This is a genomic window from Sulfurimonas sp., assembly GCF_050296975.1.
Lineage (GTDB): Bacteria > Campylobacterota > Campylobacteria > Campylobacterales > Sulfurimonadaceae > Sulfurimonas.
Map to the genome: position 1 here is coordinate 183,383 of NZ_JBNKRX010000036.1, position 14,929 is coordinate 198,311.

A 14,929-nucleotide genomic window follows, 5' to 3' on the forward strand; every position below is an offset into this window, starting at 1 on the left:
TTACAAAACAAGAACGTTTATTTTAAAAATGTTTCATTTCGTAGCATTATGTACATTTTGTATGTGTGTAGAATAGTTACATGTGAAGTTATGAGTACCCTTTTTGGACTTCATAAAGTAGAGATAATTGGTTTTAGCAGGAAATATTGCTGCTTGAATAGCTTCAAAGCTTACATTACAAATGGGAATTTTTGGAACACCTTTATAGATATATGTATTATAAGAAGACTTATCATTTTTTATTCTTTGTGGAGTGATTTTTATATGTGAGTATTTTCCATAGTTTAAACTCCCATCCATTTGTAGCTTCATCCCCTTTTTCAGTCTATTATAGATAACAGAACTCACTAGTGGCATCTCTTCATTATTTGCCGATTCTTTTTGAATAATTGATGCAATTGCTAGATAAGAAAACCATTTTGTTTCATTGTAGTTACCAAAGAGTTTATAGGAGAACTCTTGCATCTTACTTATAGATTGTTTGAGTAGGAGTGCAATTAAATCTTTTTCTGTAATTCCCATTGGAATTTTATAAGTATTAGGCACTAAAACCCCCTCTTCTATTGGTGAGTGTTGTATAAACTCATTTTGTAAAGTTTCAAAGTCAAGATTTAATTCTTGTGATAATTGCTGTAAAAAGATATATGTTGTTTCGCCAGGTATAAGTGTTACATTTTGTAGTGCAGCCTTTGCTTTTGTTAACTTATATAAAAAATCTGCTTTAATATTTGTAGTATTATCCATATCTATCCACCCACTTTGTGGAGATCCAAGCGCTCGTAAAAGGAGTGAATCCAATTTACAAACATCAAAATTATTTCGTTGCATTTGTGATATAATTTGATTTATAGAACCTTGAGGTATATAAAGAACTCTAGGTGTTTGAATAGGTTTATTTAGGTAATAGATGAAAGATACAATTATAATTAGCACTATATCTAAGATCCATTCTGCAATTATCAGCTTCTTATCTTTCATTTTTTTAACTCTTTTTTTAGGGTTTATAGTTCTTCAAAATGGTTTATATCTAGAAGATTTTTCAGTATCAAATATTAGTATAAAAAAGCTTTATCTAAAATGGGATCATAAATTAAATCTTTATGTAGAACATCTAGATATCTCTCCTACTTCATCAAGTGCACAAAACAGTATAGATAAGAAACATCTCCTGCATTATTCGAAAAGTTTTTATCATATAATGAACCTCTTTGATTCAATTGTAATAAGTGACTTTAAATACAAAAGTATAGAAGGAAAACTAAGCTATAAACCTCAAGAGGACTTGAAACTTTCTTTGCACTCTAAAGAGCTTCAACTTGCAACAGCTTTGGCAATCAATGAAAAACATCTTCTTATTCACATCAAGCAGTTTGAGTATGATAAAATATCAGTAAATGGGGATATTTATCTCAACCCTTTCAATTTGAATAGCTTTTCAAAAATTAATTTGAGTATCAATAACGATGCAAATTTAACACTCTATACAGCTGCAAATGATGAAAGAATTGACTATAAAGTACTCTCTCATAATAAAATTCAAGATATCAAAACCATTATGCACGATATCCCTTTTCCAAAAGAGATTCACTACTGGATATATGATGCTATAGAGTTGGAAAATTTAGATATTTATGCAATCAATGGCTTTTTAGATTTTAATAATTTATCTGAAGGATTTAAAAATATACATGTAGTAGCATCGGCAAATAAACTAGAGTATTTTTATAACCAAAAACTTGATGCTGTTCATACTGACCATACTGATCTTGAGTTTAAAGATGGTGTTTTATGTATACGCCCTCAAGAAGCTTTTTCATATGCTTTTGATTTAGAAAAAAGTTGGCTAAAAATTGATTTTACAAAAAAAGAGGAACTCCTTAGCCTTTTTTTAAACTTCTCACCAACACTTGATAAAAATATTCTTAATATTTTAAAAACATATAAAATCACTTTGCCTATAAAACAAAATAGTGGCACTGTAAAAACTGATCTTCAACTTGTCGTAAACCTACATACTATAGGTGTTGATGCAAATGGTACATTTGTAAGTGACAAAGGAAACTTTCACTATCTAGGGCAAGATTTTGATATAGAAAACTTAAAACTCCAACTTAACAACTACGACATCAATGTACAAAACATGAGCGCACACTATAAAGATATGATTGATGCAAAAGTGGATATAAAATATAATGCAAAAGAATCAAAAGGGGATGTGAAGTTTGAAATCACAAAATGTAAAATCAAAGATCAAATCCAACTTACTAAAAAACCTCTCAAAGCGACTTATTATATAGATAAAAAACAGGACATTCTTTCAGTAGATAGCTCACAGTGGACCTTAAAAACATTCCAACTTAATGTTGATAAAATTGATATGCCTTTAGATATCAACACTTATAAGATAAATATCCCAACAACATATTGTTCACTAAAAAATACGGCTGATGGATTTATATCTGGAAATATTGATCTTAAAAATCTTTTAGCAGATTTAAGTTTAGACCTTTTAAATTTTCAATATGCTGGGATTAAATCAACACGTTCCAATACACCTTTTAAACTTGAATACAAAGATAATGTTTTTTCAATTAAATCCCTCGATGACATCTATCTCAATATTATCAACAGTGACATTACCGTATCTAATTTAACTCTTGAGTTAAAAAACAATAATCTTTATATAAAAAATCCAACTATATCTTTTGGAAAGTTTACAAAAACACGTTTATATGCACGATATGATTTCCAAAAACAAAAGGCACATTTTAGCTTTAATGATCTAGTTATCAAAAATCCAAAAACACCTACAACTATATTTAAAAAGAAAAAAGTGTTACTCAGTGCGTCTATCAAGGATGATGGGTTAAAAATAGAATCTTTAGAGTCACGTTCAAGCTTTAGTGTTGATAATGAAAAGTGGTCGCTCAAACTGAGTGCTTTAGAAAATTTATCAAGATATTCTGATCTTATGAAAAAGTATCATATAGATAATGGTGAAATAGAGTTTTATAAAAAACTCGATGATAATACTACAAGATTTCAAGGTAAAATCAACTATCCATATAAAATTTTAATGCACGATAATCAACCTGTAAAAGAGTATAACATCTCTGGAAGAGTAACTAAAAAACAAAATGTTTATATCAAAGTAAATCAAAACGTCAATATTTCAGTTAAAGATGATGTTGCAATAACTTTACACAATAGTGCGGTTTCTCTCCCTGAAATCACTAAACTATTCTCCACTGTTGATAACAATGAATCAAATACCTCTGTTGATGTTACTCTTAAAGCTTTCAACTCTATGATCTACCTTGGAGATGGAAGAAATGCGCTTTACGATACTTTTATGGCGCAATACCATAACAATATTTTTACAGCACAACTACAACATCAAAATGGAAAAGCTGGTTTTAAACTCGAAGATCAAAACTTTCATCTCTATGGAGAAGGTTTTGGAGATCAGTTTATGGAGAAACTTTTTATATTTTCAAAATTTAAAAATGGAACTTTTGATTTTAATGTCGATGGTACCCTCAATAAATACTCAGGTGTATTTCTAATAGAAAAAAGTACTTTAATGGATTATAGGCTTTTAAATAATGTTTTAGCTTTTATCAATACCATCCCTTCACTTATCACTTTCTCTATACCAGGATATAGCAAAAACGGGCTCTTTATGAATCATGCATATCTTAAATTTGATTACGATCACGGGATTTATAATGTTAATGAGATGTATATGGATTCTAAAGAGTTAAAAATCTCTGCTACTGGGAAAGCTGATGTCAAAAATGATTCAGTAGATATGTCTATGACATTAAAAACGGATATAGGGAGTGATATGTCAAAAATCCCTTTAGTTGGCTATATTATTTTTGATGGTAAAGCGATCTCAACAAGTGTAAAAATCACAGGGAAGTTAAGTGATCCAAAAATCGAATCAGCTCTTGCAAAAGAGGTGATTGTAGCACCTCTAAATATTATAAAAAGAACGCTCAAGTTACCTTTAAAGCTTTTTGAATAGCTATACTAACTATTCGTTTCTTAAAACTGTTAAAATATCTACTTCACTTGCTTTTTTAGCTGGATAATATGAAGAAAGTACAACAATCACAAATGCACCAAAGACAATCATGAAAAAGTCATTCATACTCAAATCAAGTGGAAGTGTAGCTGTTGGATAAACATCTTTTGGAAGATCAATAATATCAAAAGTTCCAAGCACCCATATCCCACTAAGACCTAGAATAATTCCAGCAAGAATTCCACCAATTCCTATAACAATTCCAAGATACAAAAACACTTTTTTGATTTCAGTAGTTGTAGCACCTAAAGAGAGTAAAAGTGCTATCTCCCCTCTTCTATTCATTACAGTCATCAGAAGTGATGAGATGATGTTTATTGAAGCGATTAAAATGATAAGCATTAGAACGATAAATAAAGATGTCTTTTCCATCTCTAAAGCTGCAAAAAAGTTGACATTATCTTGCCACCAACCTTTTACAGCTACAGTTACAGGAAGCTCTTTAGCAATAAGTTTGATATCTTCTCTTGGATTATTTGAATAGATATGAATCCCATCATACATACCTGATGGCATTCTAAGAAGCGTTTGTAATGAACTTAAAGATGTATAGTGATATGCTTTATCATATGCAGATAATCCAGAATCAAACACAGATTTGACTTCAAAACGTTTAAGTTTAGGAGTAACACCAAATCCTCCTGGTTCAATATTTGTAAAAATATACATCAACTTATCATCTAATTCGAGTTGATACTCATCTTTAAGTGATTTTCCTACAATGACATCAAATTTATCAAATGTTTTTCCATCTATTGCACTTTTTAAAACGCTATTAACCCTAGCTTCCTCTTCAAAGTGAATACCAAAAATATAACCACCTTCGAGTTTTGAGCCACTTTTTGAGATTACTGCAGATTGTACATAAGGGCTAAAATGTAAGTTTGGAAATTTTGATTCTAAATCGATAATAAGATCTTGATTTACAGCACCATAAAATTTTGGAAGAACTGTTAAGGGGTAGTTCATAATAGTGAGCTTCTTTTTAAACTCATTATCAAAACCGTTCATAAGTGCCATAGCGATTAAAAGTACCATAACACCTAATGTAATACCTAAAAAAGCCAAAAGTGCCGAGATAAAGATAAAAGGTTGTTCTTTATCAAAGCGTAAAAACTTTTTAACTAAATAGGTAATCAAATTCTTTTTCAAGATGCAAATACACCTTTTTTAGGTCCACTTTTCCCACAGCATTGTTTATATTTTTTACCACTTCCGCATGGGCATGGTTCATTTCGTGCTGTTTTTTTGGCTAAAGAACCATCATCTTCATTTTCAGACAAATTAAATTGCATCATCTGCTCTTGTGCTTTTTGTCTTTGCGCTAATTCTTGGGCAAGTTTTTGCGCTTCCTCTTCGGCAGATTCTATTTTAAACTGAATAATCTGCAATGTTTTTACAACACCTAATTTTAAACTTTGAGTCAGCTCTGTAAAAAGATTATATGCTTCTTTTTTATACTCAACTAATGGATCTTTTTGGTTATATGCACGTAAACGGATACCTGTTTTCATCCCATCCATTGCATAAAGATGATCTCTCCAATCATTATCTAATTCTCTAAGATAAAGTTCTCGCTCAACTTCGTTACGCGTTTTTTCATCAAGTACAGACATTTTTTCTTCATATGATGCTGTTATACCATCTAAAAGATACTGATATAATTTTTCATACTCTAAAGATTGTAAAGAATTTACATCAACTTCAGTATTGATCTCTTCTTTTAGTAGCTCTGCTAATGTTTCTAAATTATAATCTTCCTCAGGTAACCCTTCATAAATCCCTGCACTTCCAAGAATATGTGTAATAAACTCTTCTCTTATCTCTTTGATTTTTGAAGAAACATCATACTCATCATCCAATAACTGATTTCTAAATTTATAGATGATTTTTCTTTGCTCATTTGCCACATCATCATACTCTAAGATGTGCTTACGCCCTTCATAGTGCATATTTTCAACTTTTTTCTGTGCTTTTTCAACTGCACGTGTAACCATCTTAGATTCGATATATTCACCATCTTCAACACCAAGTCGCTCCATAATTGACTTGATCTTATCTGATCCAAAAATACGAAGTAAATTATCTTCTAAAGAGAGATAGAACTGTGTTTTTCCCGGATCACCTTGACGACCAGAACGCCCACGAAGCTGATTGTCTATACGACGGTTTTCATGTCGCTCAGTACCTACAATATATAAACCACCTAAAGCACGAACTTCATCATTTACTTTAATATCAACACCACGTCCAGCCATATTTGTAGCGATCGTTACAGCACCTTTTTGACCAGCATCTTTAATGATCTCACCCTCTTGTGCATGGTTTTTTGCGTTTAGCACTGTATGAGTAATTTTTTCTTTTTGAAGCAGAGCATGTAAAACTTCAGACTTTTCAATCGACGCGGTACCAATAAGTACTGGCTGACCAGTTTTTTGTAACTCTTTAATTTTTGCAATTACAGCATCAAATTTTTCACCCTCTGTTTTATAAATGAGATCATTCAAATCTTCTCTTGCTATAGGGATATTTGTAGGGATAGAAACAACATCAAGACTATATATTTGTGCAAGTTCAGTTGCTTCTGTTTCAGCTGTACCTGTCATACCAGCTAATTTATCATACATTCTAAAATAGTTTTGGAAAGTGATATCTGCTAAAGTTTGTGTCTCTTCTTTAATTGTTACACCCTCTTTTGCTTCGAGTGCTTGGTGTAAACCTTCCGAGAAACGTCTCCCCTCACTTAAACGCCCTGTAAACTCATCAACAATAACGACTTCATTGTCTCTTACAACATAATCAACATCACACTCAAAAAGATAGTTTGATTTTAGTGCTTGATCTAGAATATGTGAGAGTGATGAGTTTTCAATACTATAAAGATTTTCTACCTCAAAAAGCTCCTCAGCTTTTGTAATACCCTCTTCTGTAAGTAAAACGATTCTATCTTTTTCATCTACAGTAAAGTGTGTGTCTTTTTCCATACCAAGAGCTACACTATTGGCACGGATATAATCTTGCATTTTATGATTTGTAGGACCTGAGATAATAAGTGGTGTTCTTGCTTCATCGATCAAAATAGAATCAACTTCATCAATAACAACAAAGTTATGCCCACGCTGTACTTGATTTTCCTGTGAGTAACTCATATTGTCTCGTAGATAATCAAAACCAAACTCATTGTTTGTACCATATGTGATATCAGCACCATATGCTGCACGTTTCTCTGAAGCATCATACATATTTTCTAAAATAGTACCAACACTGTAACCTAAAAATTCATACAGTGGTGCCATTTCAGTTGCATCACGTTTTGCAAGATAATCATTTACAGTAACTAAATGTACACCTTTGCCACTCATAGCATTTAAAACAATTGGAAGCGTTGCAACAAGTGTTTTCCCCTCACCTGTTTTCATCTCAGAGATTTTTCCATCATGTAACACCATACCACCAACAAGTTGTACATCGAAGTGTCGCATCCCTAAAATACGTTTAGAAGCCTCTCTTGTAATCGCAAATGAATCCTCTAAAACATCATTTAGTGATTTGTTCCCATTTACAACACTTTTTTTCAACTCATCAAATGCTGCTTGTAACTCCTCATCACTCAAAACTTCATACTGTTTTTCAAGAGCATTTATCTTTGTTACACGTTTAAAATATTTTTTTAATTCTCTATCGTTTGCTGTACCAATTATCTTACCTATTAATGCTTGTAGCATCTGCAACCTTATATAATCAACTATATAGTTTACTATATAGTAACTTGAAATTGCTATAATTTTATCACAGAAAAGTTTATAGAAAGTATAAATGACTTCTTTGATATAATCTTAATACAAAATATATTCTAGGAATCCTAAATGAAACACTTTTTTTTAACCTTACTATTTGGTTCAATTCTTTTTGCAAATATCATTGATTTAAATAATTTTCAAGCAGATTTTGAACAAAGTATAACTGATGAAAAAAATAAAAAAATAACCTATTTTGGAACTATACAAGCTTCAAAACCAAGCTATGCCCTTTGGAAATATACACAACCAATCGATAAAACTGTATATGTATTAAAAAATAAGGTGATTATGGTTGAACCAGAACTTGAACAAGCTATTATAAAAACGATTGATAGCAATTTTGATTTTTTTACACTTTTAAAAAGTGCTAAAGAGATTAAAAAAGATCTCTTTAGCGCTGTTTTTAATAATGTAAAGTACACTATATATACAAAAGGACTTAATGTGGAGTCTATTCATTACACAGATGAGTTTGAAAATAAAATAGAGATAATATTTAAAAATCAAAAAGTTAATGAATCAATAAAAATAGATATTTTCAATCCATATATTCCTCAAGGATTTGACGTTATTCGAGATTAAAACATCTCTAGAGTTCACAACCAATAAAAAATATTTTATGTTATAATAAGTTTAGATACACTCTCTTTAAAAGGCTTGATGTATGTTATCTAAACGTATTTTACTGCATTCATTAGATACTATTTCCGATCCTGTTTTTATTACAGATGAAACAAGCCATTTTATCTATGTCAATGAGGCAGCTTGTCAATCTTTAGGATATACGTCTAAAGAGTTGCTTACCATGCGTGCTTTTGATATAGACCCTCTTTTAACGCAAAAAAAACTAAAAGATTTAAAACAACAAATCAACAACCCTCAAAAAAAAATTTCATCAGTACAAACACAACATAAAAGAAAAAATGGTGATATTTTTTCTGTCGAATTAGATATATCTCATACAAACTATAATAATCAAGATTTTTTTTTCTCAATAGCTCATAATACAGAGAGAAGAAAACGTGAACAACAACTTCTTTCCATTTTACAAGTAGCAATCGATAACGCAAGTGATGCAGTATATATCATCAATCATTCAGAAGATGGAAAAATACTTTATACAAATAAAATGGCAACTGAAATGTTAGGATATACGCAAAATGAATTTTTGGATATGTATGTCAAAGATTTGGATGCACACTATTCTAAAAAAGAGCTTCAAAATTTAAGGGATTTAGATGAGTTTACTGTAAATTCTTCCCATCGAACTAAATATGGAGAAATTATAGATGTCAAAATCTCTGCTTCAACCTTTATGTACGATAACATTCGATTTCGAATCTCTTTAGTCAAAGATATACGTGAACAACAAAGGATGGAAACAGAACTTCTACAAAGTAAAGAGGAGTACTATTCCCTTGCGGAAAACATTCCGATGTATATAGTTCGATGGGATACGCAAGGCAGATATTTATATATAAATCAAACACTTCAAAAAGCACTTGGATTTAATCTCAATGATATTAAAGGAAAACATCTCAAAGATGTTTTAGGCACTCGATGTTTAGAAATTCAAAAAGCTTTTCAAGAGGTTATTAAAACACATAAAACAATTTATTTAGAAAGAGTCCCCATAGCTGTTGTTGGAAATAAAACTGAGATACATAGTTTAAATATAGTTCCCGAATTTGATGAAAATGGAGATCTCAAAAGTGTTTTAACTGCTGGATGGAATATGACAGATGTATACACCTTGCAAGATACCTTAGCAACAAAAGAGCAAGAGTTTCGTACCTTAGTTGAGACTGCTCCAGGGATGATTGGTAGTCTTTATATTCCAGCTGATGGTAGCAAGGCATTTATGCCTTATGTATCGCCAAATATTTATGAACTTTATGGGATCAACCCCCAAGATGTACAACAAAGCATTGAAACACTCTTAAATTTACATCATCCAAAAGATCAAAAACAAATCAAACTGGATATTGATAAATCTGTGTCTAATATGAGTATTTGGCATGCACAATACCGTACTATTCATCCCGTAACAAAAAACTTGCGATGGGTTCAATGTACCTTTAAACCAAATTTTCATCCTGATGGAGGAGTTATATTCCATGGTTTTGTAATAGATATTACTCAAGAAAAAGAGTCTGAAAAACAAAAAGAATTCCTTGCTTTTTATGATCCTTTAACAAAACTACCCAATCGCATTTTAACTAAAGATAGAATGGAAAGGGCTATAGCACATGCTAAAAGAGATCATCTAATTGTGGGGATCTTCTTTATCGATCTTGATAATTTTAAAACAATTAATGATTCACTTGGGCACAATATAGGGGATGAAGTGATTAAATCGGTTGCAAAACGATTAACAAAGAACCTTCGTCAAAATGACACTGTAAGTAGACACGGTGGTGATGAATTTCTTCTTATTGCAACAGATTTAGATTCAATTGCTAGTACGACACAAATAGCTCAAAAAATTATAGACCTTTTTCAAGAATCCTTTCATGCAAATGGCTATACATTCTCTCTTTCAGCCTCTATAGGTATCTCTTTGTACCCTGAAAATGGAAAAGATTATGATACTCTTTTAAAAGAAGCTGACTTAGCAATGTATAAAGCAAAAGAAAAAGGGAAAAATATTTATAGCTTTTCACAACAAGGAAGTAGCTCTCGACTTTTAAATCAACTAAAAATTCAAAATAAAATTCTTGAAGGGATTCAAAAAAATGAATTTGAACTTTATTACCAACCACAGATTGAACTCTCAAGTGGTAAAATTATAGGTGTTGAAGCACTTATTCGTTGGAACAGCAAGGATTTTGGATTTTTAGAACCAAGTAGCTTTATTACTATTGCTGAAACAAGTGGGCATATTGTAGAACTTGGTGATTGGATTATATTCGAAGCATGTAGACAAGGAGCATTATGGCAAAAAGAGGGAAAAAAATTAAACTTGGCTATCAATATATCTGCCATTCAGTTTCAAAGGGGTGATTTAATTCAAACCATCTCAAAATCTCTCTTAAATGCTCAATATGACCCAAAATATTTAGAACTAGAGATTACAGAGTCTGTAATGATGAATAACGCCAAAAATGCTCTTGCAAATATCTCTGTACTTAAAGGTCTTGGTATTCAACTCTCTATAGATGATTTTGGAACTGGATATTCATCTCTTTCTTATCTTAAACGTTTTGATGTTGATAAACTTAAAATTGATCGCTCTTTTATCATCAATATTCTTCATGATAATGATGATAGAGTTATTGTTAAAAGTATTATCAAAATGGCAAAAAGTTTGGGGTTAAAAACAATTGCTGAGGGTGTTGAAGATCAACAAACTGTAAAACTACTGGGTAAACTTGGATGCGATGAGATTCAAGGATATTATTACGCTAAACCAATGGATATAAAAAGTTTTGAGAAATACTATAAAAAAAATAATTTTTAAGAAAAATTGAAAGTTTTACATGCCGATTATGGCATGTAAAAAGCAAGATTATGCTAATTTGTAATCTTGAATAAGATTGAAGTTAAGATATTTATAGATATCTGCTTCTTTTCCTACTATTTTTTTAGTTAGGTCTAAATACTCTTGTTTTGTTGGAATTTTGCCAAGAAGTGAACAAACAGCTGCTAACTCTGCAGAACCAAGGTACACTTGAGCACCTTTACCTAAACGGTTATCAAAGTTACGAGTTGAAGTTGAGAATACTATTGCATTATCACCAACACGCGCTTGGTTACCCATACATAATGAACATCCTGGAATCTCAGTTCTAGCACCTGCAGCACCATAAAGAGCATAGTATCCCTCTTGTGTTAATTGTTTCTCATCCATTTTTGTTGGAGGACATACCCATAGACGAGTTGGAACTGCACCCTCACCTTTTAATACTTCACCAAGTGCACGGTAATGACCAATATTTGTCATACATGAGCCAACAAATACTTCATCAATATTTTTTGGTCTATCTGATGCTAAAACTTCACTTAGAGTTGCAACATCATCTGGATCATTTGGACATGCTAAGATTGGCTCAGTGATTTGATCTAGATCGATCTCAATTACTGCTGCGTATTCTGCATCTGCATCTGGTTCCATTAATTCTGGATTTGCTAACCATGCTTCCATTTTAGTGATACGACGAGCAAGAGTTCTGTGGTCTTCATAACCAGCATCGATCATAGATTGTAACAGAACAACATTAGATTTTAAATATTCAATTACAGGTTCTTTATCTAATCTTACAGTACAAGCAGCTGCACTTCTCTCAGCAGAAGCATCAGAAAGCTCAAACGCTTGTTCAACTTTTAATTGTGGAAGACCCTCGATCTCTAAAATACGACCAGCAAAGATATTCTTTTTACCTTTTTTCTCAACAGTTAAAAGTCCCTCTTTAATAGCTTGATGAGGAATAGCATTTACAAGATCACGTAATGTAATGCCCTCTTGTAATTCACCTTTAAATCTAACAAGTACAGACTCTGGCATAGTAAGTGGCATAGAGCCTGTTACACCAGCAAATGCAACGATACCTGAACCACCAGGGAAAGATATACCAATTGGGAAACGTGTATGAGAATCTCCACCAGTACCTACGGTATCTGGAAGAACCATTCTATTTAACCAAGAGTGGATAACCCCATCACCAGGACGAAGTGCTACACCACTTCTCATAGAGATAAAATCTGGTAAAGTGTTATGCATTGTAACATCTGATGGCTTTGGATACGCAGCAGTGTGACAGAAAGATTGCATTACAAGATCAGCATTAAATCCTAGAGCTGCTAGTTCTTTGATCTCATCACGAGTCATAGGACCTGTAGTATCTTGAGAACCAACAGTAGAAGTAACAGGCTCAACATACATACCTGGACGTACACCCTCCATGCCACAAGCCTTACCTACCATTTTTTGAGCTAGTGTGTAACCTTTGCCAGTATCAGCAGGCTGCTCAGCAGTCAAGAATGCATCACTTGCACCCATACTAAGTACACCGCGAGCTTTAGAAGTCAAACCGCGACCGATGATAAGAGGGATACGTCCACCAGCACGTACTTCATCAGTGATAGTGTTAGGGTTTAGTTTAAATGTAGCGATACACTCACCGTTTTTATGAGCTTCACCTTTATATGGATAGATAGTAACAACGTCACCAGTCTCCATTTGTGTAACATCTAGCTCTAACGGAAGAGCACCTGAATCTTCACAAGTAGCGAAGAAGATAGGAGCGATGATACCGCCAAGAACAACACCGCCAGTACGCTTGTTAGGTACACCTGCAATATCCTCACCCATGTGCCATTGAACAGAGTTTACACCTGATTTACGAGATGAACCGGTACCAACAACATCACCAACGTAAGCGATAGGGTTACCTTTTTCTTTTAAAGATTTGATCGTGTTGATCGGATCGTCCATCTTAGCTACCAGCATTGAGTTAGCGTGTAGAGGGATATCTGAACGAGTAAACGCTTCAGAAGCAGGAGAAAGGTCATCTGTATTAGTCTCACCCGGAACTTTAAATACAGTAACCGTGATCTCTTCAGCTAATTCTGGCTTAGATGTGAACCACTCAGCGTTAGCCCATGAAGTCATAACTTCAGTTGCTGCTGCGTTACCAGCTTTGTGTAACTCCTCTACATCGTTAAATGCATCATATACAAGTAAAGTGTGCTTTAGTGCTTCTTTAGCAGCTTCTACGACAGCAGAATTGCTTGAGCTTAAAGCATCTACAAGAGGCTTAACATTGTAACCACCAAGCATCATACCAAGGATCTCAACAGCTTTTTCAGGAGCGATAGCCGCAACGCTTACTTTCTCAGCAGCTACATCATTTAAAAATGCCGCTTTAACATATGCCGCGTCATCAACACCCGGAGATACACGATTTGTAAGAAGGTCTAACAACTCATCTGTACAATCACTCTTAATTAACTCTATTAGTTCTGCAGTTTGTTCAGCTGAAAGTGGAAGTGCCGGTACACCTAGTGCTTCTCTTTCAGTAACATGTGCTTTATAGTCTTCAATAAACGCCATAAACAGTTCCTGTAAATAAATTTGTAGGATTATATCAAAATAAAAATGGGGAAAATTGTATATGTTACTAAAGTAAACAATTTATAATGATTTTGTGCAAGCCATGTATATATTCGTAACATATGCTTTTTCGATTTTTACTCAACTATGCAGTAAAAACAGATTTATACATATTACAGGCTCTAAACTGTTAAATTTTGTATAGCTTACAGGCTCCTGCTTTTTAGCTCCATCTCGATCACCTGTGAGTCCTTACCTTTATAATTCGCCTTTAGCCACAACAGGTACGAGTCCGGAAGCTCGTTGTAACGCATCCCTTTGTATTGTCCGAAGTCTATCCTGACATCTGTTTTAAACGACAGGTTTTTCTCCTCGCAGTAAGCATCCAACCCTATATGTTCTAAAAGAGCTGCGAACTCACTGAAATCAAGTCTTTTTTGTATGGTAAACGAGTATGTCTCAAAATCGAACACACCCTTTCTCTGCTCTACAAATTTTTGTATATTTTGTATCTGCTCTACACTAAGCTCTTCAAGGTTCTCTATATTTACACTAAAGGAGTTTGTGTGTTTTGTGAAGATAAATTTTGGTTTAGTCATTGCAGTATTCATTAATAAACATCTTTCCTAAAACCTACTCTTAATACCAAAAGAATGATATCATCACCCTCTACTCTAAAAAGTACACGTATCTTTTTGGCAACGGTAAACCTGTACTGATCTTTGAACTCACTTTCTTTGAGCTCTCTTACCTTTTTTGACTCTTTTAAGATCTCCAAATTATCTGCAAGATAGTGAATCTTTTTTGCTATTAAGGTTCTGTCAGGTGGAGTGAAGCTTTTTAAGTCTTTTACAGATTTTTCTGAATACTTTATATTCAAATCTCTATGCCCAGCTCTTCATATACGTCACTGCTGTCATAGACTTTCATAGTTCCCTCTTTGATCTCTTTTGTAACACTATCAGCTACCACACCATCAGTATAATC

General features: G+C 32.9%; 9 protein-coding genes. 3 read left to right on the plus strand and 6 right to left on the minus strand.

Features of this window, described 5'->3' with window-relative positions; translation table 11 throughout:
* Positions 1–33: 33 nt before the first annotated feature.
* On the minus strand, positions 34–978 hold the full coding sequence (gene mltG / locus ACQY56_RS11630; RefSeq protein WP_428737877.1) for an endolytic transglycosylase MltG: 945 nt from the start codon (positions 976–978) through the stop codon (positions 34–36).
* Between mltG and ACQY56_RS11635 the strand changes: the two genes are divergently transcribed.
* A complete protein-coding gene (locus tag ACQY56_RS11635; RefSeq protein WP_428737878.1) occupies positions 908–4,030 on the plus strand; it encodes an AsmA-like C-terminal domain-containing protein in 3,123 nt (1,040 codons plus the stop codon). The two genes, mltG and ACQY56_RS11635, sit on opposite strands and share 71 nt — an antisense overlap.
* A 9-nt stretch (positions 4,031–4,039) precedes the next feature.
* On the opposite strand, the gene ACQY56_RS11640 is transcribed toward ACQY56_RS11635, so the two are convergent.
* Together ACQY56_RS11640 and secA are read right to left on the minus strand one after the other, a co-directional pair.
* Positions 4,040–5,242 (minus strand): ABC transporter permease, encoded by a 1,203-nt coding sequence (locus ACQY56_RS11640; protein WP_428737879.1) that lies wholly within the window; start codon positions 5,240–5,242, stop codon positions 4,040–4,042.
* Positions 5,239–7,815, minus strand: a complete 2,577-nt coding sequence (secA, locus tag ACQY56_RS11645; RefSeq protein WP_428737880.1) for a preprotein translocase subunit SecA — start codon at positions 7,813–7,815, stop codon at positions 5,239–5,241. Before secA ends, ACQY56_RS11640 begins: the two co-directional genes overlap by 4 nt.
* 141 nt (positions 7,816–7,956) lie before the next feature.
* Here secA and lolA point away from each other — a divergent pair, with 141 nt between their 5' ends.
* Positions 7,957–8,472, plus strand: coding sequence for a LolA-like outer membrane lipoprotein chaperone (gene lolA / locus ACQY56_RS11650; RefSeq protein ID WP_428737881.1), 516 nt, complete (start codon positions 7,957–7,959; stop codon positions 8,470–8,472).
* 82 nt (positions 8,473–8,554) lie between these two features.
* Positions 8,555–11,350 (plus strand): sensor domain-containing protein, encoded by a 2,796-nt coding sequence (locus tag ACQY56_RS11655; RefSeq protein WP_428737882.1) that lies wholly within the window; start codon positions 8,555–8,557, stop codon positions 11,348–11,350.
* A gap of 48 nt (positions 11,351–11,398) precedes the next feature.
* Here the strand turns inward: ACQY56_RS11655 and acnB are convergent, their stop codons facing one another.
* The 3 genes from acnB to ACQY56_RS11670 form a co-directional block, all read right to left on the minus strand.
* Positions 11,399–13,942, minus strand: coding sequence for a bifunctional aconitate hydratase 2/2-methylisocitrate dehydratase (gene acnB, locus ACQY56_RS11660; RefSeq protein ID WP_428743766.1), 2,544 nt, complete (start codon positions 13,940–13,942; stop codon positions 11,399–11,401).
* A 206-nt stretch (positions 13,943–14,148) separates the two neighbouring features.
* Positions 14,149–14,553 carry a putative quorum-sensing-regulated virulence factor gene (locus ACQY56_RS11665; RefSeq protein ID WP_428743767.1) on the minus strand — a complete coding sequence of 135 codons (405 nt, stop codon included), beginning with the start codon at positions 14,551–14,553 and terminating at the stop codon, positions 14,149–14,151.
* Positions 14,553–14,822 (minus strand): type II toxin-antitoxin system RelE family toxin, encoded by a 270-nt coding sequence (locus tag ACQY56_RS11670; protein ID WP_428743768.1) that lies wholly within the window; start codon positions 14,820–14,822, stop codon positions 14,553–14,555. The genes ACQY56_RS11665 and ACQY56_RS11670 overlap by 1 nt, the downstream gene beginning before the upstream one ends.
* Between the last annotated feature and the right edge of the window lie 107 nt (positions 14,823–14,929).